Origin of the sequence: Chryseobacterium daecheongense (assembly GCA_027920525.1) — a bacterium.
In the GTDB taxonomy this organism is placed as follows: Bacteria; Bacteroidota; Bacteroidia; order Flavobacteriales; family Weeksellaceae; genus Chryseobacterium; species Chryseobacterium proteolyticum.
Map to the genome: position 1 here is coordinate 45,675 of CP115858.1, position 24,199 is coordinate 69,873.

At 35.1% G+C, this 24,199-nt stretch carries 22 protein-coding genes; 9 read left to right on the top strand and 13 right to left on the bottom strand.

Annotated features, from left to right (window positions below):
* Positions 1-33 precede the first annotated feature (33 nt).
* Together PFY10_00185 and PFY10_00190 are read left to right on the top strand one after the other, a co-directional pair.
* Positions 34-543: a hypothetical protein gene (locus tag PFY10_00185; protein ID WBV56856.1), complete on the top strand. Its 510-nt coding sequence runs from the start codon at positions 34-36 to the stop codon at positions 541-543.
* 67 nt (positions 544-610) lie between these two features.
* The gene (locus PFY10_00190; protein WBV56857.1) at positions 611-1,963 is read left to right on the top strand and encodes a DEAD/DEAH box helicase; all 1,353 of its coding nucleotides are present in this window, start codon (positions 611-613) and stop codon (positions 1,961-1,963) included.
* A gap of 76 nt (positions 1,964-2,039) precedes the next feature.
* Here PFY10_00190 and PFY10_00195 read toward each other — a convergent pair whose 3' ends face one another.
* The 4 genes from PFY10_00195 to PFY10_00210 form a co-directional block, all read right to left on the bottom strand.
* Positions 2,040-2,696, bottom strand: coding sequence for a GDSL-type esterase/lipase family protein (locus PFY10_00195; protein ID WBV56858.1), 657 nt, complete (start codon positions 2,694-2,696; stop codon positions 2,040-2,042).
* 70 nt (positions 2,697-2,766) lie between these two features.
* Positions 2,767-3,228 (bottom strand): lipocalin family protein, encoded by a 462-nt coding sequence (locus PFY10_00200; protein ID WBV56859.1) that lies wholly within the window; start codon positions 3,226-3,228, stop codon positions 2,767-2,769.
* A 195-nt stretch (positions 3,229-3,423) separates the two neighbouring features.
* On the bottom strand, positions 3,424-4,587 hold the full coding sequence (locus PFY10_00205; GenBank protein ID WBV56860.1) for an iron-containing alcohol dehydrogenase: 1,164 nt from the start codon (positions 4,585-4,587) through the stop codon (positions 3,424-3,426).
* 115 nt (positions 4,588-4,702) lie between these two features.
* On the bottom strand, positions 4,703-5,107 hold the full coding sequence (locus tag PFY10_00210; GenBank protein WBV56861.1) for a helix-turn-helix domain-containing protein: 405 nt from the start codon (positions 5,105-5,107) through the stop codon (positions 4,703-4,705).
* A gap of 95 nt (positions 5,108-5,202) precedes the next feature.
* Here PFY10_00210 and lpdA point away from each other — a divergent pair, with 95 nt between their 5' ends.
* Positions 5,203-6,603, top strand: coding sequence for a dihydrolipoyl dehydrogenase (lpdA, locus tag PFY10_00215; GenBank protein WBV56862.1), 1,401 nt, complete (start codon positions 5,203-5,205; stop codon positions 6,601-6,603).
* A gap of 249 nt (positions 6,604-6,852) precedes the next feature.
* Here the strand turns inward: lpdA and PFY10_00220 are convergent, their stop codons facing one another.
* Genes PFY10_00220 through PFY10_00230 form a run of 3 tightly spaced genes read right to left on the bottom strand, consistent with a single transcriptional unit; the run spans position 6,853 to position 8,620 of the window.
* Positions 6,853-7,458, bottom strand: coding sequence for a hypothetical protein (locus tag PFY10_00220; GenBank protein WBV56863.1), 606 nt, complete (start codon positions 7,456-7,458; stop codon positions 6,853-6,855).
* A 37-nt stretch (positions 7,459-7,495) separates the two neighbouring features.
* Complete coding sequence (locus tag PFY10_00225; GenBank protein WBV56864.1) at positions 7,496-7,900, bottom strand: hypothetical protein; 405 nt, start codon at positions 7,898-7,900, stop codon at positions 7,496-7,498.
* A 54-nt stretch (positions 7,901-7,954) separates the two neighbouring features.
* On the bottom strand, positions 7,955-8,620 hold the full coding sequence (locus PFY10_00230) for a hypothetical protein (protein ID WBV56865.1): 666 nt from the start codon (positions 8,618-8,620) through the stop codon (positions 7,955-7,957).
* Positions 8,621-9,096: 476 nt separating this feature from the next.
* On the opposite strand from PFY10_00230, the gene PFY10_00235 reads away from it, so the two are divergent.
* Complete coding sequence (locus tag PFY10_00235) at positions 9,097-11,631, top strand: phosphoenolpyruvate carboxylase (protein WBV56866.1); 2,535 nt, start codon at positions 9,097-9,099, stop codon at positions 11,629-11,631.
* 69 nt (positions 11,632-11,700) lie between these two features.
* Here PFY10_00235 and PFY10_00240 read toward each other — a convergent pair whose 3' ends face one another.
* A complete protein-coding gene (locus tag PFY10_00240; GenBank protein ID WBV56867.1) occupies positions 11,701-13,305 on the bottom strand; it encodes a S8 family peptidase in 1,605 nt (534 codons plus the stop codon).
* An 86-nt stretch (positions 13,306-13,391) separates the two neighbouring features.
* On the opposite strand from PFY10_00240, the gene PFY10_00245 reads away from it, so the two are divergent.
* From PFY10_00245 to PFY10_00260, 4 genes are all read left to right on the top strand, one after another.
* Positions 13,392-14,516, top strand: a complete 1,125-nt coding sequence (locus PFY10_00245) for a DegT/DnrJ/EryC1/StrS family aminotransferase (GenBank protein ID WBV56868.1) — start codon at positions 13,392-13,394, stop codon at positions 14,514-14,516.
* A gap of 1 nt (position 14,517) precedes the next feature.
* The gene (locus PFY10_00250; GenBank protein WBV56869.1) at positions 14,518-14,979 is read left to right on the top strand and encodes a hypothetical protein; all 462 of its coding nucleotides are present in this window, start codon (positions 14,518-14,520) and stop codon (positions 14,977-14,979) included.
* Between the two features lie 20 nt (positions 14,980-14,999).
* Positions 15,000-16,025, top strand: coding sequence for a UDP-glucose 4-epimerase GalE (gene galE / locus PFY10_00255; GenBank protein WBV56870.1), 1,026 nt, complete (start codon positions 15,000-15,002; stop codon positions 16,023-16,025).
* 77 nt (positions 16,026-16,102) lie between these two features.
* Positions 16,103-16,549, top strand: coding sequence for an adenylyltransferase/cytidyltransferase family protein (locus tag PFY10_00260; GenBank protein ID WBV56871.1), 447 nt, complete (start codon positions 16,103-16,105; stop codon positions 16,547-16,549).
* Between the two features lie 34 nt (positions 16,550-16,583).
* On the opposite strand, the gene PFY10_00265 is transcribed toward PFY10_00260, so the two are convergent.
* The 5 genes from PFY10_00265 to pnuC form a co-directional block, all read right to left on the bottom strand.
* The gene (locus tag PFY10_00265) at positions 16,584-19,085 is read right to left on the bottom strand and encodes a TonB-dependent receptor (GenBank protein WBV56872.1); all 2,502 of its coding nucleotides are present in this window, start codon (positions 19,083-19,085) and stop codon (positions 16,584-16,586) included.
* A 168-nt stretch (positions 19,086-19,253) separates the two neighbouring features.
* Positions 19,254-20,279, bottom strand: a complete 1,026-nt coding sequence (mltG, locus tag PFY10_00270) for an endolytic transglycosylase MltG (protein WBV56873.1) — start codon at positions 20,277-20,279, stop codon at positions 19,254-19,256.
* 33 nt (positions 20,280-20,312) lie between these two features.
* Positions 20,313-21,080: a diaminopimelate epimerase gene (gene dapF, locus PFY10_00275; protein WBV56874.1), complete on the bottom strand. Its 768-nt coding sequence runs from the start codon at positions 21,078-21,080 to the stop codon at positions 20,313-20,315.
* Between the two features lie 92 nt (positions 21,081-21,172).
* A complete protein-coding gene (locus PFY10_00280) occupies positions 21,173-21,799 on the bottom strand; it encodes a hypothetical protein (GenBank protein WBV56875.1) in 627 nt (208 codons plus the stop codon).
* Positions 21,796-22,473: a nicotinamide riboside transporter PnuC gene (pnuC, locus tag PFY10_00285; GenBank protein ID WBV56876.1), complete on the bottom strand. Its 678-nt coding sequence runs from the start codon at positions 22,471-22,473 to the stop codon at positions 21,796-21,798. The genes PFY10_00280 and pnuC overlap by 4 nt, the downstream gene beginning before the upstream one ends.
* 177 nt (positions 22,474-22,650) lie before the next feature.
* Here pnuC and PFY10_00290 point away from each other — a divergent pair, with 177 nt between their 5' ends.
* A complete protein-coding gene (locus tag PFY10_00290; GenBank protein ID WBV56877.1) occupies positions 22,651-24,180 on the top strand; it encodes an amino acid permease in 1,530 nt (509 codons plus the stop codon).
* The last annotated feature ends 19 nt before the right edge of the window (positions 24,181-24,199 follow it).

Consider the following 24,199-nt stretch of genomic DNA (forward strand, 5'->3'; position numbering starts at 1 on the left):
AAGAAATATTCATTTAAAATAAAAAATAACCATATGAAACTAATGATTTTAGCTGTTCTGACATTCGGAGGTTCTGTCCTGTCAGCTCAAAATAAAGAAGAAAAAGGAATCCTGGGTGATTACGATGGAAATGGAACAAAGGAGTATGCTTATTTTAAAATAAATGACTGCACTGAAGAATGTGATGGAGCGTGCGAAACGGTAATTTATTTTAGTGACAAAAAAATAAAATCTTTTACCGTTTCAAAAGCAAATGGTGTTGAACTGTACAACCTCGGAGACCTTAATGGTGATGGAAAAGATGATATCGGGGCTTATACGCTTTGGTGTACAAGCTGCTGGGCTCCGTTTTATGTATATACCAACAGTAAAACAGATTGGAAGCCTTTAGTTAAACCTATTTCAACCCATTGCTCGCAATGGGAAGCCGATAAATTTCCGATCAAAAAAGATCCTCGAAAGAAAGGACATGTAATTATTACGTCAAGCCAATGGAAAGATGATGATATTAGGATAGTGAGTCAAAGCGTTAAAGTAAATTAAAACCTGCTATTCATCAACCATTCAACTATCATTTCACATTGTACATTTTAATACCTATCTTTGCAAAATGGAAAAACTCACTTTTGCAGATTTTGGCCTGCCGGTAAAAATTCTTGATGTTTTAGCAGATTTGGAACTGTTTGAACCTACTCCTATTCAGGAAAAGAGTATCAGCCCGATACTTTCGGGTAGGGATGTAATGGGAATTGCCCAAACCGGAACAGGAAAAACTTTAGCATATCTTTTACCGGTTCTTAAGACCTGGAAGTATAACAAAAGTGGAAATCCAACGGTATTGGTATTGGTTCCTACCAGGGAGCTGGTGGTACAGGTAACTGAAATTCTTGAAAAGTTAACCGCCAATATTACCGCAAGAGTTATCGGAATTTACGGAGGAAAAAATATCAATACACAGAAGCTTTTATTTGATAACGGATGTGATATTTTGGTAGGAACTCCGGGAAGGGTAATGGATCTGGCAATTGATAACGCAATTTCTCTTAAAGAAGTTCAGAAGCTGATCATTGATGAGTTTGATGAAATGCTTAATTTAGGTTTCAGACCACAACTGACTCATATTTTTGAAATGATGAAAGAGAAAAGACAGAATATTCTTTTCTCTGCTACAATGACGGAAGCTGTAGATGAAATGCTGGATGAATATTTTGCCCATCCTATAGAAATTTCATTAGCAAAGTCCGGAACTCCTCTGGAAAAGATAGAACAGACAGGATATAAAGTTGAAAATTTCAATACGAAGATCAATCTACTGGAGCATTTACTTAAAAATGACGCCGAAATCTCTAAAGTTCTGATCTTTACCAATAATAAGAAGAACTCCGATTTGTTATTTACAAAGATTGAGGAACTTTTCCCCGGACAATTTGATGTTATCCACTCCAATAAATCTCAAAACTATAGATTGAAAGCGATGAAACGCTTTGAAAATGAAGAAATCAGAGGCCTGATCACTACAGACGTTATGGCAAGGGGGCTTGATATCTCAGATATTACCCATGTCATCAACTTTGAGACTCCTGAAGTTCCTGAACAGTATATCCATAGAATTGGTAGAACAGGTAGAGCGGATAAAAACGGTAAAGCTGTTACTTTTGTTACTAAAAAAGAAGAACCGTTGGTACTGGATATCGAGCTTTTGATGGATAAAGAGCTGAAATTTATAGATTTCCCTGAAGAAGTAAAAATCAACCCTAAGAAGATTGCATCTGAAGAAGATCAGATTATAATGAAGAATCCGGCACAGGTGAAGCTTTACGAAGGAGGTGGAGCTTTCCATGAGAAAAAAGATAAGAATAAAAAGGAAAACTGGGGTGGACCTTCTAAAAGAAAAGCACCAAAGAAATTTGGGGCTAACAGGGCACAGCAGAAAGCAATTTCGAAATCAAAAAGAAAGAAATAATAAACAAAAAGCTTCATCGGTTAAGATGAAGCTTTTTGTTTGCGGATGTGGAGAAGGTATCTTCTGTTAACAACTGCTATTTCATATAAGGTCTTATCACATGTGCCCAGATCTTATTTCCTTCCGGAGTTAAATGAAGCATATCTTCAAGGAAAATATCTCTTCTTACATTTCCATTCGCATCTTCCATTGCCTTAGTGATATCAATATATTCAGCATTTTTTTCCTTTTTCAAAAAGGCGGCAATCTGTTTGTTGGTTTCTCTCATTTGTGGCCAGAGAATTTCCCGGCTTGGCGAAAATTTAATTGAAATGTAATCGACTTCTATGTTAGGAAACCTTTGACGAATCTTTTTATAGAAAGTTTTAAAACGCTTGACAACCACATCTGCTTTTAAATCGTGATTGTCTGCAAAATCATTATCCCCGCAATAAATGATGATTTGTTTGGGTTGATAAGGAGCGAGAAGATCATCAGCATAGGCATTCAGGTCTGTTAACCTTGAGCCACCAAATCCTCTGTTGATGATTACCTTACCAGGAAAATAACTCGCCACATCTGTCCATCTTGTAAAAGATGAGCTGCCGATTAAAAGAATAGCATCTTTGGGGGGTGGAGTTTCCTTATCTAATTTTTTGAAATTTTGAATGTCCTGCCAGAACATCGGTTTTTTTTCCTGTGAAAAGAAAATGGCAAATGACAGCAATAAGAATGCTGATAAAATCTTCTTCATTTTTTTAATAATTTTTAGTTATTGAAAACCCATCTCAAAAAAAACTCCCGAACTTTTCGGGAGTGTGGTTTTATCTTTTGTAGGTAATGTAGGCGATATCTACAACCTGGTCTCCATTAATATCTATATTGCCAAAAAGCTGTTGGAGCTTAAGTTCCGTACTATTTAAAATCGCAACTCTGTATTTTAGTTCCCCACTATTTCCATATGTTATGGTAAGGTCTTTAGAGTCTGTATCATATTTAAAGGTTCCTTCACTTAATCCATTCTGCTGACAATCTGCACCAACTCCGGCGTAAGAAGTATATGAAGTAAAATAATCGGTTCTGAACACGGTAGTATTTTTGGTACTACATCCGCTGGGAGTATCAGAGGCAAGTACAGTTTTATTGTCTTTTCCGGAGATAATTTCTGTTTTACTTGTCTTCCATTCTCCTTTCATCATATCCAGTTCATAAGCCTGCATGTTGTCATCTTCACACGAAGTAAGCGCTAGCGCTGAAAAGGCAAATAAAAGTAGTTGTTTTTTCATTTTCACAAATTTAAGAATATGCTAAAATATAAATAAATTTGAAATATAGATAATGAAATTAAGGTTTTTTAAACAAATGTTTACAAATAAAATAATTTTATATTAAAAGTTGGAAGTCAGAATTTATATATTTTAAAATGAAGTAATTGATCATTCAAATAACTTCTATTATCTGACTTCCAGCCTCAAATCTGTTTAGTAACTCATTTCTACGATCTTATAAGCATCCTGAGGAGTTAACTTTTTGTATTCTCCCAGACCTAGCCAGTTCCTGTCTGTAAAAGCTTTTTCCACTCTTTCAGCAGTACCTTTAAATTCTTGGGTATATTCTGAGAGTTTAGTCTGGATATCTAAGCTGTGGAAAAATTCTTCCAGCTTCTTAATACCAGCTTCTGCTTTTTCCTCAATACTTCCTTCTTTAATTCCCCAAACTCTTTCAGCATATTGTGCCAGTTTTCCTTTTTTGGAATCAAAATTATATCGGTAATGAGAAGGGGCAATAATGGCTAAAGTTCTCGCGTGATCAATGCCATAATAAGCTGTTAATTCATGACCCATAGCATGAACAGCCCAGTCTGTGATCACTCCTTTCTGGATCAGACCATTCAGGGCCATTGTACAGCACCACATAAAGTTTCCGGCAGCATCATAATCAAAATTGTCGGCCATTACTTTTGGAGCCGTTTCCTGAAGACTGATCAAAATACTTTCTGCAATTCTTTCCTGCAGGTCTGCAGAAGATGGAGCCGTCATATATTGTTCAAGAACGTGCGTGTATGCATCGGTAATTCCATTAACGATTTGTCTTTTAGGGATCGATCGTACAACCTCCGGATCTAAAACTGAAAATTGCGGGAAAAGACCGGGACCTCCTGTGGATAATTTTTCGTTAGTTTCTCTTCTTGAAATAACATATCCTGAGTTCATTTCGGAACCTGTTGCAGGAAGAGTCAGAATACTTCCGAAAGGCATCCCTTCTCCTTCAAAGGTTCTCACCGGTTTGGTGAGGATTTCCCAAGGCTCACCATGGTAGTTGGCTGCCGCGGAAAGAAATTTCGTTCCGTCAATAACCGAACCGCCACCTACTGCCAGGAGAAAAGTAATTCCTTTCTCTTTGATCACCTGCAGTGCATTGATAAGTACCTCGTATTCCGGATTAGCTGGAACACCCCCGAATTCATGCACTTCATAATCTTTTAAAGCTTCTTTTACTTGATCATAAACGCCGTTACTTTTAATGCTTCCACCTCCGTAAATCATTAATATTTTGGCATCAGCAGGAATTTCTTTTGAAATTTTAGTGATTTCACCTTTTCCAAAAAGTATTTTGGTTGGATTTTTAAATTCGAAATTGAGCATTAGTGTAAATTTATTTTACCCAAATTTACGGAATACAAAGTGAAAACTGAGTTAATGGAGTTTTAAAATTATTATGATTCTGTTTTATGAAAACTATTAGTGTAGGGGAATTGTATCATTTTCCCTTCAGGTACGCTTTGGCAGTTTCTATAAACTTTTCTTTATCTTTTTTTATTCTTTTCAGCATCTCTACTTTATCAGGAGGTGTTGATAAATATTTATCACCCCAAAGATTGATCTCTACGATGATAGGGACGAGGTCAATTCCTTTCTCAGTGAGAGAATAAATGACTTTTAATTTATTTTCAGGATGATCTTTTTTATCAATAATACCGTTTTCCAGTAAATGTTGTAACCTCGAGGCTAATATATTGGTGGCTATTTTTTCCTCTGCTTTCAAAAAAGCTCCGTAAGTACATTCTTTATGAAGCATAAGGTCACGGATGATAAGCAGGGACCATTTATCTCCCCATATTTCAAGGGAAGAGCTGATAGGGCAGTCGGATCTTTTTTTACTCATAATTTTAATTAAAAAATACTTGCAAAATGAAAGTTTTTGTTTAATTTTACTTTTATTTTGCAAGCAAATTTAATTATAAATAAATTAATAAATCAATGGAAAATTATGACGTTGCTGTAATAGGCTCTGGCCCTGGTGGATATGTAGCTGCAATCAGAAGTGCACAACTGGGTTATAAAACTGTAATCATAGAAAAATATACAACATTGGGAGGTACATGTACAAACGTTGGCTGTATTCCTACAAAAGCATTACTGGATAGTACGCATCACTACGCAGAAGCACAGCACGGGTTTGGTAGCCATGGAATTATGCTCAATGAAATTAATCTTGATTTTAGCCAGATGTATAAAAGGAAATCGGAGGTCGTAACTAAAAATACTTCCGGGCTTGAATTTTTAATGAATAAAAATAAAATCACCCATATTCAAGGGATGGCCCGATTTATTAATGATTCCACTATACAGATCAGCGGAAAAGATGGTGAACAAACTGTTGTGGCTAAACATTATATCATTGCAACAGGTTCCAAGCCTTCAACTATTTCCGGGATTGAAATTGATAAGAAAAGAATAATCACTTCTACCGAAGCTCTTTCTCTTCAGGAAAAGCCTAAAACGATGATAATCATCGGTGGTGGGGTAATCGGTGTTGAAATGGCCTCTATTTTTAGCAGAATAGGGACTAAAGTTACCATTCTTGAATACGCAGATCATCTTATTTCCACAATGGATCACGGGCTGGGCAGGAGCCTTCAAAAGATTCTTAAAAAAGAAGGAATTGAAATACATCTTAACCAGTCTGTTTATAAAGCGGAAAATTTGGGAGCTTCGGCAAAAGTTTTTTTTCGTGATCAAGGCGGAAAAGAAAATGAGCTGGAAGGAGATTATGTATTGATGGCGGTGGGAAGAAGACCTTATACAGAAGGGTTAGGACTTGAAAATACAGGGGTGCAGGTTAATAACCGTGGTTTTATTGAAGTAGATGAAAAATGCCGCACAGCAGTTTCTACTATTTATGCAATAGGTGATGTTATCGGTGGTGCAATGTTGGCCCACAAAGCGGAGGAAGAAGGTGTTCTTGTTGCAGAAACAATCAATGGCCAGAATCGCCATATCCATTATGACCGTATTCCTTCAGTGGTGTATACCTGGCCGGAAGTGGCATCTGTTGGATTTACAGAAGAATACCTTAAAAAAAATCAGATCGAATACAGGTCAGGATCGTTTCCTTTCTCGGCCAGTGCCAGGGCCAGAGCATCAATGGATACGGAAGGTTTTGCAAAAGTACTGGTAGATCCTAAATATGGTGAGATCTTAGGAGTTCACATTATTGGAGCAAGGGCTGCGGATTTAATTGCCCAGGGGGTTATAGCCCAGGAATATGAAGTGACAGCAGAGGATATGTTCCGTATTTCCTATGCACATCCTACCTATTCTGAAACTTTAAAAGAGGCTTACCTGATTGCTTCAGGACAAGGAGCAATTAATATATAAAGTAATCATGCTAAAATTTTAACCATTAAGATCTGTGAAGGGCATAAGAATAATTAAGATTCATCTTAGATGAAAAAAAGCATCTTGCAAAAAAATAGCTTTAGCTATTCCCTTAACTATCCTCATCAACTTAAAAAATCTTAATGGTTTAAAATAGCAGTTTATAAATTTTATCGAAGATAAAATCCTCGCGCCTTAAAGCTGTATCTTGTTAAATTAGTTTGCGACTTGGCGTTTTTTAAAATTCAGTTACAAAGAAGTACAGTTTTCATCCTTCGCGTATACTCCATTGCTTTTTGCCTCCAGTTTTCCGGTTTTTCTATTGATTTTAACCCAAAAAGATTCTTTCACAGCCGGACAACCCTTTGATTGCATAAGGTACATTGAAATATGGCGGTCTTCAATTTTATATGATCCGGTAAATCGGTTACTTGTATCCACAGAATACCCATACGTTTTTGCCAGTAAAATAGCCTCCGGAAGATTGTCTACTGTTCCGAGAAAATCTCTCAGTTGCTGTTCATTGGAAAAATAAACAGACCTTTCGTTTTTGCACGCAAGAATATATGAAAAGCAGTTGTTCCCAATACATTTCTGGAAAAAACCTTTTTCAGGAACAGGTTCATTGATGGTCATAAAGTCAGGAGCCTGGCTTTCATAGAGTACTGATTTTTCATAGTCCATATCATTGCTCAGAACGCGCCAGTAAGCATAGTCTTTATCAGGAACAATGAACGGGTAAAGGTATTCTACCGTATCGAGAATATCAGGAATTTTTTTATAATCATCAGGAACCTTGATCTGGCTGTAAAGCAGATTGGAGAGAATCAGGGAAAATGCGATGATTACTTTCATAGAGAATGTGTTTCCGGTGCAAATTTAAGAAAGAGAATTATTCCAATACAATTTTATAATATCCTTTTTCAGCAGTTACATCAATATCTATACCTGTAAACGTTAATTTATTGATTTGATAGCCATCACACCCTCCATTAAATTCTGATGACTGTATTGAAAAATCTAAGTCTTTAATATTAGAAAAGAATTTATACTTTTTTGTTCCATTATAAGCACCTACATTTTCTACAATGATCATATTGTCAGATGTTTTGGATAGTTGTACGCTATTGTTATCTTCGTCCTGAACTGAATAAGTTGTCAATGTTCCATTGGCAATAAGATTTTCATCATTAGAATCCACAAACTTAAAAAGAATCGGCAGAGGAGCATTATAACAATCTTTTTCACATGAGATGAAGAGAAGGGCTACGAGTAAAAAAGTAAATATTTTTTTCATGGATGATGGATAGTGTGAAGAGTAAATTTAGGTATTAATATTTGGTAATCAAAACTATACTATACTCGAATTATTAAAACGACCTCTGAATATTTTCAAAACTTGTGCAAGCTGACCATCTGTAATATCAAAATCATCAATGTTGATTTCTATTTTTTCATTGTTGTGGAAAAAGTATAAATAATTTATTTCAGGCTTATAATCATGTTTAGATTCACGGCTCACCAAACGCTTTACAATAATCTTTTCAAGTTGAATTTCACTCCACAAATACCTAGTATTATTTTTTACCTGAATCCCTTTTCCATTAATAGAAATGATAATTTGTGATATTTTTTTGATCTCTGAAATTATTTTGAACATAAAATAGCCGGAAAATCCAAGAAGTATACATAATATAAATATTGCAGCTCCGTTAAATTTGAATTTAAAACCTAAAAGAAAAAACAAACCTAGAATCACAAATATACCGTAAGTGGCAATAGCAATAATTCTACCCGAACGCGAATATTTGATTATAATTTCATCAGGAACTGAATTTTCATCATATTCAATTTTATCACTTTTATGAAAAGAATATTCTTTATAAATGAAAACGCCATTGATGAATGAAGCAATGAAAAAAATAATAGAAAGAGGAATAAAATATTGTAGTAAATAAATACCTATGAATAAAGCTAAACTTCCTAAAATTGCATAAAAAATAATTCCGAATTTCATTTCTGGTTAAATTTTTTGGGAATATACATTTTAAACTCAATTTACACGAGATTCATAAAAAACATTTCCGTTCCAAGGATATTCAGAACCGCGCCAAATAGTAGCTTTTAAAACAATTATAATAGTTTGAATTAAAAAAATCAAAGTGAGAATAGCATGAAATGAATTGCTTTTTTTTCTAAAAATTAAAGTAAAAATTAAATGGATAATTGTTGTTAAGTATAAAATAGCATATCCTATTAGATCTCCCAATCCCCAACCAAAAGAAATGTGTTTGTAAAATGTTCCTAATAAAGAAATAATAATTAAAAAAATAAGAATAATTAAGTTGAATCTTTTCCAAAGATAGTTCATGGTTAATTTATGTGTTTATTCTGGAAAAGTATTTATAAAATTAATATTATTTTTTTGCATTTTGGTCTTAATTTTTGTCATTTGTCAATTAAATTAATTTCAAAATCGCTTACATTTGTTATATGATACATGACCAACGCGCAGAGAAATTCAGGCAGATTGTAGAAAATAAATTCCAGATCTACAATTCATTATTTATGAGTTTGCCTTATGATAAAATGACCAATATCGGGATGTTACTCCCATTTTTATACGAAGAAAGCAAAAACGGTTACGAGGCCGGAAAGACCCCTGAAGAAATCGTAGAGGAGTTTTTTAAAAGCCATACCGACCTGCATACTGAGGAACAGAAACTGGAATTGCTTTTTAAAATCATACAATATATCGAAAGGCAGGTAGTTTTATTTGACAGTATTGAAGATGCTGCCTTTCCGAATCTACATTCGGAGAGCGATAATGGAACGGTAACCAATCTTTTTGAGCGCTCCCAGCAGGATCATAAACTTGAAAAAGTTCGTGAAAAGTTGAGGGATTTTACAGTAAAGGTTGTGTTCACCGCTCACCCTACACAATTTTATCCAAGTTCTGTACAGAGGATCATTCAGGATTTAAGGTCAGCGATTACCACTGATTCTGTTACCAATATTGATATGCTTCTTCAGCAGCTGGGAAAAACTCCTTTTGTTAATAAAGAAAAACCGACTCCTATTGATGAGGCATTGAGTATCATTTCCTATTTACGCTATGTGTATTACGATACCATCGGTGAATTGTTTACCAAGATCAGAAAAACATTCGGAAACGGACATTTTCATTTGCATGAAGATATCATACAGCTTGGTTTTTGGCCGGGAGGAGACCGGGATGGTAACCCTTTTGTAACGGCTGATGTTACCAAAAGAGTCGCTGAAGAACTTCGTTCTGCAATTTTAAAATCTTATTACAGCCATTTAAAATTTATCAGAAGACGTTTAAGTTTCAGAGGCGTGTCGGAAGTTTTACAACAGCTTAATGATGAATTGTATGCGGCTATTTTTAATAACCACAAAATTACCACTGAAGATATTCTGAAAAGGGCAGATGAAGCAGAACATATTCTTATACGGGAACATAACTCATTATTTTTAGATCTTCTCGTGAATTTCAAAGACCGGGTTAAAATTTTCGGGACCCATTTCGCCACATTAGATATTCGTCAGGACAGCAGGATTCATCAGCAGGTTATAGATGAAGTTTTTGCAAAATTATATGGAGATCAGGAAGCCGATCATAATGAAAAATTCAACCGATTAATTCAGGATTCTAAAACAGTTAAGGCTGATGATTTTGAAGGCATTGTAAAGGATACTTTGCTTACGGTTTCAGAAGTTGCTGAAATTCAGCAATTGAATGGTATGAGGGGAATGAACCGTTATATTATATCCAACTCCGATGCTGTGAAAGATGTGATGAATGTATATGCATTTTTCAAAATTTGCGGTTATCAGGAAGAAAATATCAATATGGACATTGTTCCTTTGTTTGAAACCATGGAAGGGCTTGATAATGCTGAAAAGGTAATGAAAGAACTTTACGAAAATCCGGTTTATAAAAAACATCTTGAAAAAAGAGGTAATCAGCAGACCATTATGCTGGGCTTTTCCGATGGAACAAAGGACGGTGGGTATTTGAAGGCCAACTGGGAGATTTACAAGGCTAAAGAAGTTCTTACTAAACTTTCCGAACAAAGAGGGATCAAAGTAGTATTTTTTGATGGAAGGGGAGGACCTCCGGCCAGAGGAGGGGGCAAGACCCATGATTTTTATGCTTCTCAGGGAAATACCATTGCCAATAATAAAATTGAGCTAACCATTCAGGGACAAACTATAACCAGTATTTTTGGAAATAAAGAGCAGGCAAAATACAATTTTGAGCAGCTATTAACCGCGGGAGTGGAAAATGATGTATTTAAAAACTCTAAAAAAGACCTTACTGAAAAAGAAAGAAAGCTGATCAGTGAGCTGGCAGAGATCAGTTATAAAAAATATTCCGATCTGAAAGCACATCCGATGTTCGTTCCGTACTTGCAGGAAATGAGTACATTGGAATACTATGGTAAAACGAATATTGGAAGCCGTCCATCAAAACGAGGAAACGGGAACGAATTGAAATTCGAAGACCTAAGGGCTATTCCATTTGTGGGTTCGTGGTCCCAGCTGAAGCAGAATGTGCCGGGATTTTTTGGTTTTGGTTTTGCCATGGAGGAAATGAAAAAGCAGGGAAGGTTTGAAGAAGTAAGAGAATTATACAAAGGTTCGGACTTCTTTAAAACTTTAGTTTTAAACTCTATGATGAGTATGAATAAATCTTATTTCCCGCTTACTTACTATATTAAAAACAATCCGAAATTCGGAGCATTCTGGAATGTGCTCTTTGAAGAATATAACCTTTCAAAAGATATCATGCTTGAACTTACCGGATTTACCATGCTTCAGGAAGAAGATCCATTGTCAAGAAAATCTGTAAAGATCCGCGAAAAGATTGTATTACCTTTGTTAAGCATCCAGCAATATGCTTTAATGAAGATCCAGAAAGGAGAAGGGAACAAAGAAGCTTATGAAAAGCTGGTAACAAGATCATTGTTTGGAAATATTAATGCGAGTAGAAACTCAGCTTAGCAAAGGATCTCAAAACTATAATAATTAATCTAGTTATAACAAAGGCCACTCAATTTGAGTGGCCTTTGTTTATTCTTTTATAAATTTCTCATAATATGATTTATCTTTTGTCTGAATCTTAAGGTAATAGGTACCTTTCGGAAAATGTTCAACTTTAATCGATTTTTGCTGGTTACTCCGGATGATGAGCCTACCCAGGTTATCATAAACTTCCAATGCAATAACATCTGCTTCTGATGCGACATTCAGAATGCTTTTAACAGGATTTGGAAATATAGCAACTTTGTGCTTTTTTACTGCTTCGGAAGTGTTTAAAGTTCCATTATAGAAGTTTCCGAAATTAAGAACCCCATAACCCATCTGATCTATGTAGGAAGGATATAATGAGGCCGTTTGTCGTAATTTGTTTTTCATCAGATCTCGGTTCATATTGGAAAAAGCCTGAATTAAGCAAGCTACTCCACCTGCAGCAATTGGTGTTGCAATTGAGGTTCCTGTAGCAGAAGTTATTGAATTATTGAAAACAGTAGCAGATGCAGTACCTCTTGTACTGCCGTCTGGCTTTATTACACCCAACGCATTAGGCCCGAAAGATGAAAATCCGGATGAGATTCCGGAAGAATCTACTGAGCCTATCGTAAACACCTGGGGATTATCTGCAGGAGTGCTGATATAATGCCAGGGAAGCTGTCCCGAGTTTCCTGCTGCAATTAATACAAAAATACCTTTGGTTGTTGCAATCCCGGCGGCTCTGGCTATAAAAGATGTGCTTCCATTCATATCAGAATACTGATAATTATATCGTGTATCATCAAATGTGGTATATCCCAGAGATGTAGTAATAAGGTCGACCCCTTTTCGATCAGCTTCCTCTGCTGCTTCAATCCAGTATAATTCTTCTTCAGGAATTTCTATAAGGGAATTTTCGCTGCGGTAAAGATAGAAATCAGCATCAGGTGCCGAACCGACAAATATATCCTGAATATAACCTCCAATTGCACCTAAAACAACAGAGCCATGGACATTGAGTGAGGGGTTATAAATATCATTCGTTTTAGTAACAAAATCAAACCCTCCCTTTATTTTATTATTGGTCCATAATCTGGCAAAAGCAGAGCCTGTGTTTACTGTCGGAAATCCGGTGTCTATAACTGCGATGGTTACACCATTTCCCGTAAAGCCTGCAAGATGAAGAGGTCTTAGATTGATCTGATCAATTTGTTCTGAGCCTGAACCATAATCAAATGTGGTCAGGTTTTTATTTGTATTGTCAAAATTTTCCCATTTATTAGGGTTGGTCTGTTTGGTCCCTGCAGAAGCATTTCTTGCAAAACTTTCTACCGACTGGACATAGGGTTGTGACTGAAGTGCTGCAATCTGGGCTGAAGTAGCATTTACGGCTACTCCGTTAAGCCATTTTGAGTAATCGGTAACTGTAAAACCAAGGTTTTGGATATTCTGAATATAAGATTGCTCAATGGGAGCATCCTGATCATTCAGGGGAATTCCCAAAGCCGTGCGTCTGTTCAATGATTTCTGGCTAAGCTCAGAAAGGGGATTAGCATAAAATGCTGACTTATTAGGCTTATCAGTGAAATACACGAATACCAGTGCTGTTTGTGCAAAAGCCAGAGAGTAACCGGTTAAGAAACAAAAGAGTAGAGTTTTCTTCATGGAGTTATTTTGTATAAAGGTAAAACAAAATCAATAAAATTTTTGAATGGATTTTAAATTCCTTATTTTTACGGAAATATTTATTTATGAAAAAAATTCAGATGGTTGACTTGCAAAGTCAGTATTACAAGATAAAGAATGATGTAGATAATGCAGTATTAAATGTAATGGATTCTGCGGCTTTTATAAACGGCCCAGAAGTGAAGTCCTTCCAGAATGAATTGGAATCTTATTTAGACGTAAAGCATGTTATTCCTTGTGCAAACGGAACTGATGCTTTACAGATTGCTTTGATGGCTTTAGACCTTAAAGAAGGAGATGAGGTGATCACTGCTGATTTTACTTTTGCAGCTACTGTAGAAGTTATTCATTTATTGAAACTTAAATCTGTTTTGGTAGATGTAGATTACGATACATTCACAATTTCTACGGAACAGATTAAAAAAGCAATTACTCCAAGAACGAAAGCGATCATTCCCGTACACATTTTCGGACAATGTGCTAATATGGAAGAAATTCTGAAAATTGCTGAAGAGAATAACTTATTCGTTATTGAAGACAATGCGCAAGCAATTGGTTCAGACTATACGTTTTCCGATGGAACTGTAAAACAGGCAGGTACGATGTCTACGGTAGGTACCACTTCATTCTTTCCTTCTAAAAATTTAGGTTGCTATGGAGACGGAGGAGCTATCTTTACCAATAACGATGAACTGGCACACCGTTTAAGAGGAATTGTTAATCATGGAATGTATGAAAGGTACTATCATGATGAAGTAGGAGTGAACTCTCGCTTAGACAGTATTCAGGCTGCTATTTTAAGGAAAAAACTTCCTAATCTTGATTCCTATAATGAAGCGAGAAGAAAAGCTGCTGATTATTACGATGAGGCTTTTGCAGGAAACCCAAACATATTAACACCAAAAAGAGCCGAAAACACAACCCACGTATTTCATCAGTATACTTTAAGAATAGTAAACGGAAAACGTAATGAGTTACAAAAATTCCTTGCAGAAAAAGAAATTCCTGCGATGATCTATTATCCGGTAGCATTAAGAAAGCAAAAAGCTTATTTCCAGGAAAGTAATGATGCAGATTTTGTAAATACGGATAAATTATTGGATCAGGTGATTTCTCTTCCGATGCATACAGAATTGGATGAAGAACAGTTGAAGTATATTACGGATGCTGTGCTTGAATTTATGGGATAGAATGAAAAAAAGATTATTCAAATATAAGTGGTTAAATGCTCTTGTAATTGTATTCAATTTTTGTATACTTTTTATATTTGGTTTTACCACTTTTGATGTTTATAATCTTTTTAAAAGTGAGTCTGATAGCATTTCCAGTGGAAAATATTTTGCGCTGTTGATCTTAGCATTTGGCTTTTTATTTAGCTTTGTAAGCTTAATCCTGGTTTTGTTAAAATTATCGAAAAGTTTATTTTTTTTAAACTTATTTTACGGACTTCTTATTGTAATGTTTTTAGGGGTTTTGACTACTGTGTTTATACAAGAATTTGGTAAGATGGAAGAAGATATTCCTTTATTTGAATATGTAATGTTGTTTGGATTTATTTGTGTTACAACATGGCTGATCATACTAATTAACAAGTACAGATATAAAGAGGTAAAATGTGATAACATTGAATTTATAGGACAAAAAGAAGAATAAAAATCAAAACATAAACATAAATGGCAATACTCGTAACCGGAGGTCTTGGATATATAGGTTCCCATACCGTAGTGGAATTACTTAATAATAACTTTGATGTTGTTATTGTAGATGATTTGTCTAACTCTGAAAGATTTATTTTAAATAATATAGAAGAGATTACCGGAAAGAAACCTGTTTTTTATCCCTTTGATCTAAAAAGAAAGGAGCTTTTAAGTCAGGTTTTTGATGCTCATCAGATTGACGGATGTATCAACTTTGCTGCTTCTAAGGCAGTTGGCGAAAGTCAGGTTATACCTGTTGATTATTATGAGAATAATTTATTTTCTCTGATCAATATTCTTCAGGAATTTAAAAAGAGAGATCTCTCTAATTTTATTTTCAGTTCTTCATGTACGGTTTACGGGCAGGCGGATGTAATGCCCATTGATGAAAATACCCCATTAAAAATGCCGGAGAGTGTTTATGGTAAAACTAAACAAATGGGTGAAGAGATCCTTAAAGATTTTGCCAATGCATATAAAAGAAAGATTTCCTTATTAAGATATTTCAATCCTATTGGAGCACATCCTTCGGGTAAATTAGGCGAATTGCCTATTGGAGTTCCAAATAATCTTGTTCCTTATGTGATGCAGACGGCAGCAGGAATTCGTGAAAAATTAAATATTTGGGGGAATGATTACGACACGGAGGACGGAACACCAATCCGCGATTACATTTATGTTGTTGATCTTGCAAAGGCTCATGTTGCAGCATTAAAAAAATTAATGTCAGATTCTAGTAACAATACCGTTATTGATATTTATAATTTAGGAACCGGAAAAGGATTCTCAGTTTTAGAAGTGGTGGATGCTTTTGAAATGGCAAATAATGTGAAGGTTGCTTATCAGATCTGTGATAGAAGAGAGGGAGATATTACGGTTGCATATGCCAATGCTGACAAAGCTGAACATGAACTTGGATGGAAGGCTGAAACCAGTTTGCAGGAAGCATTAAAAACGGTTTGGGAATGGCAAAAATATCTGAAGTCAAGAAATTTAAATTAAATGATTAACAAAATATTTCTCTATGAAAGGAATTAAATAAAAGATTTCTATCTTAGTGAAGTTTTAAATAGACTAATATGAAAACAGAAAAAATAGGGATTACATTCTCTTCATTTGACTTACTTCATGCGGGACATATAAAAATGTTAGAAGAAGCAAAAACCGTTTGTGATTATCTGATTGTAGGTTTACAGATTGACCCCTCCCATGATCGCCCTAATAAAAATAAGCCTACTCAGACCATTGTAGAAAGATATATTCAGCTTAAGGCAGTGAGTGCTGTAGATGAAATCATTCCTTACTATACAGAAGAAGATCTGGAAGACATTTTGAAATCTTTTGTAATAGACGTAAGAATTATTGGAGACGATTATATGGACCGTGATTTTACAGGAAAAAAATACTGCGAGCAAAAAGGAATAGAAATTTATTATAATAAAAGGGACCACCGGTTTTCCTCCAGCGATTTAAGAAAAAGAATTTTCGAAGCGGAGAAAAGTAAAGTACCCGTAAATGCAAAATAAAAAATCCCGATTAATAATCGGGATTTTTTTTGTATTACATTGGTGCCTGCTGGTCATCTCCGGCAGCATTAGCGTTAATGTCTTTTTTCTTTTTAGGTTGGTCTACTTTTTCCCCTTGTTTGAATCTGTAAGTTAAAGATAGAGCAAACTGTCTTGGTTGCCATTGCATGTAAGAATCTCTGGTGAAATCAGTACCATAAGTTGTGGATCTCATTGCTCTGGTATTGAAAATATCCTGAATATTGAAACCTATCGTACCATTGCCATCCCATATCGTTTTGGAAACTCCTAAACTTATTGCATACATATCTTTTCTGTCCTGGCTCTGGGTCTTTTGTGCTCCTCTATAGAAACCTTGTAGCTGGAAATTAAAAGTTTTATCAACTTTAAAGGTAGATGTTAATCTGGCTCTTGTAGAAAAGCCACTTCCATCAAATGACATTGGTTTATCCATGGTTTTAGGATCGTAATAACTACCGGTAGTCTTATAGCCAAACAGGTCAACATTTCCCATAAATTTTAACCATTTGGTTGCGTCCCAATTAAAATTTAGATCTAGACCATAGCGATCGTCATTTCCTAAGTTGATTGGCTTTGTATGAAATGTTGTAATATCGTTATCATCAACTGTTTTGTACACCAGCATTTTAACATCATCACTTGAGTGTCTGTAGTAAAGCGTAGGGTTGATGGTAAAGCTTTTTTTAGAAATGCTGTATCCTACTTCGTAAGAATCGACATAAGATGGATTCAGATCAATATTCCCGTCAAAAATGTTTTGATTGTCATTATAACTTGGATTTGGGATCATAAAGAATGAACGTGGACGATCAATCCTTCTTGAATAATTTACTAAAAACTGATTGTCTTTTGCTATTTCATAGCTTAGAAATACACTAGGGAAAAGGTTATTATAGTTTTTGGTTGTTTTTTGAGCTCCTCCGGCAAGATTTAAATAATCAATATCTACTTTGGAAATTTCGTCCCTTAAACCCAGTTGATACCCGAGCTTTCCGATTTTGCTTTTAAACTGAAGATAAAATGCATTAAACATTTCTTTGTAAGTCGCGTTGTATGAGTAATCTTCAAGATAAGATAGCAAAGGATGGGATGCTGTGCTTTCCATGACCATGTTATTATAGTCATTTTTATTGATATCTAATCTATAACCGGCTTCAATCTTAGAATTTTCACCAATCGGAAGTTCATAATCAGCTTTTCCTATAAATGATCGGTTAAGTGTTTTCTGTGCTACAAAATCTTCAAGCTGGAAAACGTTATTGTTGGTATCATATATATTGGTATCATTATTAGATCGGTTCCTTTGCAAACTTGCTGAGAGGGATAAATTCTGGCCTTTATCATCAAATTTGTGATCAAGTCCGAAATCTCCCTGAAATGCTAAGTTATTGCCATTTCCTGTATTCGATCTTTGTCTGAAACCTGTTGTATTATTGGTGAAGTAATCATAATAGGTTACGTTCCCGTTGCTGTTGTTGTCAAAAGTTCTTACAGTACCGGATGCGTTTACGGAGGTTTTGTCATTGATATCATAAACTACCCCCGCAGAAGCGTTATAATTATCATTTTTACTCTTTGTAATGGACTCGTTGTCAATCTGGCTTGTTGTACCACTTGAAAATATTGAATTGTTTCTGCTTGTATTTTTAGACTCGCGGTATCCACCACCTCCATTTAAAAACCAATTGAATTTTCCTTTTCTCCAACTTAAGTTGGTATTGAGAGAAGTTTGTGGAAGATATCCTAAAGTTCCAACAACACTACCGTTAAAACCTGTTTTCTTATTTTTCTTTAAAATAATATTTAAAATACCTGCAGTACCGCTGGCTTCAAATTTCGAAGAAGGGTTTGTAATAACCTCGATTCGATCGATCTGATCTGCAGGAATACTTTGCAAAGCATTGGCACCATCATCAATACCAAGTAATGCAGAAGGTTTTCCATTAATTAAAAACTTCACATTAGAACTTCCCCTCATAGAAACTGTACCGTCCGTTTCAACAGAAACAGAAGGAACATTGGATAATACATCCTGAAGATTTCCTCCCTTACTTACAATATCCTGAGAGGGGTCATATGTTCTTTTGTCAAGTTCCACTTTATATGGCTTCGCTTGTACCGTAATCGTTACACCTTGTATATCTCCCGTTTTAAGGTTGGTTGCACTTTTTTCAGGCTCAATGGATAAGGCGCCAATATTTCCTGCAGCTGCAATTTGTTTATTAACTACACTTTTTTTGTAATCAATTGCTTCAACGGTGATGTCGTAATTCCCGGGAGCAAGATCAAGTTTATACTGTCCTTTTTCATCAGTAAGAGCAGCATCACTAAGTAATTTATTTTCTTTATTGCTGAAGGTGACTGAGGCATAAGGAACAGGCTGATTGTTTTTACTAACAATTGTCCCTGATATAGCTGCTTTTTCCTGTCCGAAAGCAAATGCTGCCGCCGAAAGAACAAAAGTAAGCCCTAAGGTTTTTTTTGTAAAAAGGTTAATAATTTCCGTCTGATTCATAAGGTATTGTTTGTGTAAAATCGTGAAGGGATAACTCCTAATATTGTGAAATTATTAATGGGTTAAATTTCAAAATATTACGATTAATTTATTGTTTGTAATAGATATGTCGCTTTTTAAGGCTGGATGTTAATTATGAAATTGTTAAAATAAAGTTAAATTTGCTTTTTATTTTATATTTTTTGAATTAAGCCAGTTTTGATAAGCTTTTGCATTAATTGCATGCTCTTCAGCACTTGCCGTGAATTTGTGATAGCCAAACCTTGCCGGATCAGCGCACATATATATATAATTGTTGTTTTCTGCGTTAAGCACAGCATCTACAGAGTTCTTATCTACAATACATATCGGGCCGGGAGGAATACCGGGATTAGCGTATGTATTGTAAGGAGAGGGCGTAGACAGATGTTTATATAAAACCCTTTTGATTGGCTCTTTAAAATTTGTCTGCTTATTAATAGCATAGATCACCGTAGGATCAGATTGTAATTTCATTCCTTTTCTGTATCGGTTTAAATATAGTCCTGCGATAGTTTCCATTTCATCTTTTTTTCCACCGGATTCTTTATAGACAATAGAGGCAAGTGCATAAATCTGATCTCTTGTTAGCCCGGACTGCTGTTCTTTGTTTTTTCTTTCACTTGTCCAGAAACCATTATATTGATCCTCAAATCTTTTAAAAAAATCTTTAGGACTTACTGTCCAGAAAAAGTTATATGAATCGATAAAAAAATACTTTTTCAGGTCTTCGGCGCTGGTATATCCTTTTTCAGTTGCAATCGTATTAAAATCTTTTACAAATCTGAGTGAATCCAGCTCCGTTTTTTTTGTGACTTTACCGATCATTTGATACATATCACCAAAATCTCCTATTCTAAAGGTATTCTCAGTCTGGTTTCCCGCTTTGATCATATTGACAATATTCGTATTTCCTGTTCCATTCTGGATGTGGTAACGACCCGGTTTGAGATGTTGTTCCAGATCCTTATCCTTTGCTACTCTTTCAAACGACTCTTTATTTTGTATATACGGTCCGATAGAATCAAGGACCTGCTTAAAGCTTGCTCCATGAGGGATTAAAACATATCCTTCTTTTTCTATGTTGTTACCGTAATATGTATTATAAAATCTTAACCCAAAAAATCCTGCTACCGCTACAACAAGCAGTATGATAATGAGAATAGTTTTTTTCATTATTTAATAGTTGATTAAAAGTTGTTTGTTTTTTTAAACCAAGTCAACCTTACCTCTAAAAACTTGTTTTGCCGGTCCTTCCAACCAGATATTCTGGAAAGAATTTCCGTTTTTTTCAGCATACACTTTAAGGCTTCCACCTAAAGTTTTAACTTTTACAGAGATTAGATTGTTTTTTTGTAGAAAGGTTAAAGCAGATGCAGTAACGCCTGTTCCGCAACTGTATGTTTCATCCTCAACGCCTCGTTCATAGGTTCTTACGAAAATTTCATCATCGGTAATTTTTTCAACAAAATTGACGTTGATGCCTTTTTCTTTATAGTTTTCTGAATTTCTGATCCCGTTTCCTTCTGCAAAAACATTGTAGGTAACCAAATCTTCGACGTATTTTACATAATGTGGAGATCCGGTATCCATTACAGAATCTGCTCCGTCATTGGAAATGTCGGTAACATCGATCATTTTTAATTTGATGATACCATTATGGATTTCTGCTTCATGTTCTCCATCTATAGCAATAAATTTACATTTGGCTTCAAAGATATCAAGGAAAAAAGCAAACGCAACAAGACATCTACCACCGTTTCCACACATGGTACTTTCTCCACCATCGGAATTGTAATACACCATTTTGAAATCATACTTTTCATCATTTTCCAAAAGAATAAGACCATCCGCTCCAATTCCAAAACGTCGGTCGCAAAGCTTTTCGATAATTGCTTTGTCTTTTGGAAATTGCAGATCTCTGTTATCTACCATTACGAAATCGTTTCCAGTGCCTTGATATTTATAAAATTCCATACTTTCTTTACATTAAAATAAACAAACAAAATTAGTACATTAAAATAAAAAACGGGCAGTAAATACTGCCCGTTTTTTATTATTTAGAATGATTATCTTCTGAATCCGCTTCCGCCTGATCGATTAGAGTTATCTTGCTGAGTATTATTACTTCTAAATCCACTTCCGTTATTTGTATTTATTGGACTATTAGAGTTGGATGAACTGTTACTTCTGAAACCGCTGTTATTTTGAGGTCTTTGAGTATTTTGCTGAGGAACATTTCTATATCCGCTGCCCTGATTGCTCTGACTATTGGAGTTGTTATTTCTGAAACCGCTATTTCCGTTGTTTCTGTTATTATATCCGTTATTGTTATTGTAATTACTATTGTTATAATTACTGTTATTGGTACGCGTATTTTGTAATCCGTTATTAGGTCTCTGAGAAGTAATTGTAGAGCTTCTTCTTTCTACATAAACCCTTCTTCTGTTATTATTGTTCCCATAGTAATAATAAGGAGCACCGTTATCGTAATAATAATTTATATCATTTCTATAGTAATATCCATCATTGCCATAATATCCGCCACTTCCGTAGTATCCTGATGGAGCATAATAATACCCGTTATTATAATACGGATCTCCATAACCACCAGCATATCCGTCAGAATATGCCAAACAAGAAGTTAAACTAACTATAGTGAAAAAACTAAACGTTAATTTTAATAAATTTTTCATGACTTTATCTTTCTTTTTTCTTTATAACTTTTTTTCCATTTGACGAATCCTATGATCGCCATTATAGTAAATACCAAATATTGAACCGAAGTGATTCCAAGTCCTTTAAAAATCATCATAGGCATGCAAATAAAATCTCCGATGATCCAGAAAATCCAGTTCTCAATACGTTGTTTGGCCATAAACCACATGCCTACTAAAAAAATGGATGTGGTAAATACATCCAGCCAATTTGCCCAATCAAGATGATACAATCCTAAATTAGCACCTGCCATGGAAAAATGATTATCTATGTAAGGCTTGTAATAATATATAAAAGTAACGAGTAGTAAGCTAACTGCAAACAGGATGCTGGCAAAGATCCATTCTTTTTTGGTTGCCCATGAAACTTCCACATGAACATTATCTTCTGAATTTTTTGCCCATAAAATCCATCCGTAAACACTCATAGCAGTGTAGTAGATGTTGATCATACAATCGCCCAGCAATCCGAAGTTAAAAAGAATATAAACATAAATAAGGGTCGAAATAATACCAGTGGGGTATACCCAAATATTTTTTTTGATGGAGAAATAGACACTGAGGATGCCGAAAAAAGTTCCTGCGCTTTCCAGCATAATTTGTAAGGTTGTATAGTCTTCATACGGTTTTACAAAGAGGTCATATAGGTTCATATGTTCAAATGTGTTCAAAAATAAGCAAAAATTCAATATTGATGAAAAATGAGTTGAATGACATGTTAATCAGTTTTTTATATCCTTAAATATAAATTTAATAATGAAAGTTTGTCAATAATTGTTAGTATTTGTAAATTTTTTATACTTTCGTAAATCTTAAATAAACAATAAAATATGTCAAAAATTTGGGTTAAGAAACCAATGAGCGCTTATGAAGCTGATATTAAAAAAAGTGAGCTGAAACGCGTTTTAGGAAAATGGAGTCTTACAGCTATTGGAATCGGAGCAATTATCGGAGGAGGAATTTTTGTACTTACCGGGACAGGAGCTTATTATAATGCAGGACCTGCATTAGCACTTTCCTTTGTAATTGCAGGAATTGCCTGTGTATTTGCAGCTTTATGTTATGCTGAATTTGCGTCCATACTTCCTGTAGAAGGTTCGGCTTATGCTTATGCTTATGGAACAGTAGGGGAAATTTTTGCCTGGATTATCGGGTGGGGATTGATTTTAGAATATGCAATGGGATCTATGACGGTCGCCGTATCCTGGTCCGGTTATTTTGGAAAACTCCTTAAAATGTTCGGATTGCATTTGCCTACATGGCTTACTACTGACCCCCAGACTTATTGGGCAGCCGGAAATTCCGGTTTTTCTATGAACCTACCTGCATTTTTGATTGTATTATTTGTTATATCTATTTTGGTGAGAGGAACAAAGGGAGCTGCAAAAGCGAATAACTTTATTGTAATGCTTAAAGTATCAGCAATCATTTTTGTTATTATTGCCGGTATTTTCTTTATCAATACGGATAACTGGGTTCCTTTCATTCCTGAAGCGACTACTATTACTGAAAATGGGGTTTCCCATTCTGCGTATGGTATAGGAGGAGTTGTTGCAGGAGCCTCTGCAATTTTCTTTGCTTATGTAGGATTCGATGCGGTGTCGACACAGGCAGGAGAGGCAATCAATCCTAAAAAAGATGTTCCTTTTGCAATTATTGCTTCTTTGATCATTTGTACACTTTTATATATATTGGTGTCTCTTGTATTAACGGGTATGATGCATTATACGGATTTCAATCCTTTAGGGAAATATCCTGATGCGATCAAAGCTCCTGTTGCCTATGCATTTGATATTGCTGGTCAGGCCTGGGCTGGTTACATCATTACAATTGCAGCAACTGTTGGATTGATTTCAGTATTGATGGTAATGATCATGGGACAATCAAGAATTTTCCTTGGAATGTCTAAAGATGGATTGATCCCAGCAACTTTTTCAAAAGTAAATCCAAAAACAGGAGTACCAACCAAGAACTTAATCATCTTGGGAATTTTAATTTCTGTAGTTGCCTCTTTAACACCGATCAATGATCTTGCTCACATGACGAGCTTCGGGACTTTATTTGCTTTCACTATGGTTTGTGTAGCTGTTTGGGTGTTGAGGGTTAAAGAACCTAATCTGCAGAGAAACTTTAAAGTTCCGGCATTGCCATTAATCGCTTGTCTTGGAATTTTAATTAATGTTTATCTGATTTTTAATTTAAGTAGAGAGGCTAAAATGTATTCTTTCGCATGGTTGATCATCGGATTTATTATTTACTTCCTTTATAGTAAAAGAAATTCCAAATTACAAAACGGAGGATACGGAGAAACCTTTAAAGCGGAACAAGAGCCACTGGAAAAACCTGATCTAGATTTGTAAGAATAAAAATAAAAATAAA

What these genes read in the sequence shown, in the direction of transcription:
- PFY10_00185 (WBV56856.1), top strand. Translation starts at nt 34, where the DNA reads ATGAAACTAATGATTTTAGCTGTTCTGACATTCGGAGGTTCTGTCCTG.
- PFY10_00190 (WBV56857.1), top strand. Translation starts at nt 611, where the DNA reads ATGGAAAAACTCACTTTTGCAGATTTTGGCCTGCCGGTAAAAATTCTT.
- PFY10_00195 (WBV56858.1), bottom strand. Translation starts at nt 2,696, where the DNA reads ATGAAGAAGATTTTATCAGCATTCTTATTGCTGTCATTTGCCATTTTC.
- PFY10_00200 (WBV56859.1), bottom strand. Translation starts at nt 3,228, where the DNA reads ATGAAAAAACAACTACTTTTATTTGCCTTTTCAGCGCTAGCGCTTACT.
- PFY10_00205 (WBV56860.1), bottom strand. Translation starts at nt 4,587, where the DNA reads ATGCTCAATTTCGAATTTAAAAATCCAACCAAAATACTTTTTGGAAAA.
- PFY10_00210 (WBV56861.1), bottom strand. Translation starts at nt 5,107, where the DNA reads ATGAGTAAAAAAAGATCCGACTGCCCTATCAGCTCTTCCCTTGAAATA.
- lpdA (WBV56862.1), top strand. Translation starts at nt 5,203, where the DNA reads ATGGAAAATTATGACGTTGCTGTAATAGGCTCTGGCCCTGGTGGATAT.
- PFY10_00220 (WBV56863.1), bottom strand. Translation starts at nt 7,458, where the DNA reads ATGAAAGTAATCATCGCATTTTCCCTGATTCTCTCCAATCTGCTTTAC.
- PFY10_00225 (WBV56864.1), bottom strand. Translation starts at nt 7,900, where the DNA reads ATGAAAAAAATATTTACTTTTTTACTCGTAGCCCTTCTCTTCATCTCA.
- PFY10_00230 (WBV56865.1), bottom strand. Translation starts at nt 8,620, where the DNA reads ATGAAATTCGGAATTATTTTTTATGCAATTTTAGGAAGTTTAGCTTTA.
- PFY10_00235 (WBV56866.1), top strand. Translation starts at nt 9,097, where the DNA reads ATGATACATGACCAACGCGCAGAGAAATTCAGGCAGATTGTAGAAAAT.
- PFY10_00240 (WBV56867.1), bottom strand. Translation starts at nt 13,305, where the DNA reads ATGAAGAAAACTCTACTCTTTTGTTTCTTAACCGGTTACTCTCTGGCT.
- PFY10_00245 (WBV56868.1), top strand. Translation starts at nt 13,392, where the DNA reads ATGAAAAAAATTCAGATGGTTGACTTGCAAAGTCAGTATTACAAGATA.
- PFY10_00250 (WBV56869.1), top strand. Translation starts at nt 14,518, where the DNA reads ATGAAAAAAAGATTATTCAAATATAAGTGGTTAAATGCTCTTGTAATT.
- galE (WBV56870.1), top strand. Translation starts at nt 15,000, where the DNA reads ATGGCAATACTCGTAACCGGAGGTCTTGGATATATAGGTTCCCATACC.
- PFY10_00260 (WBV56871.1), top strand. Translation starts at nt 16,103, where the DNA reads ATGAAAACAGAAAAAATAGGGATTACATTCTCTTCATTTGACTTACTT.
- PFY10_00265 (WBV56872.1), bottom strand. Translation starts at nt 19,085, where the DNA reads ATGAATCAGACGGAAATTATTAACCTTTTTACAAAAAAAACCTTAGGG.
- mltG (WBV56873.1), bottom strand. Translation starts at nt 20,279, where the DNA reads ATGAAAAAAACTATTCTCATTATCATACTGCTTGTTGTAGCGGTAGCA.
- dapF (WBV56874.1), bottom strand. Translation starts at nt 21,080, where the DNA reads ATGGAATTTTATAAATATCAAGGCACTGGAAACGATTTCGTAATGGTA.
- PFY10_00280 (WBV56875.1), bottom strand. Translation starts at nt 21,799, where the DNA reads ATGAAAAATTTATTAAAATTAACGTTTAGTTTTTTCACTATAGTTAGT.
- pnuC (WBV56876.1), bottom strand. Translation starts at nt 22,473, where the DNA reads ATGAACCTATATGACCTCTTTGTAAAACCGTATGAAGACTATACAACC.
- PFY10_00290 (WBV56877.1), top strand. Translation starts at nt 22,651, where the DNA reads ATGTCAAAAATTTGGGTTAAGAAACCAATGAGCGCTTATGAAGCTGAT.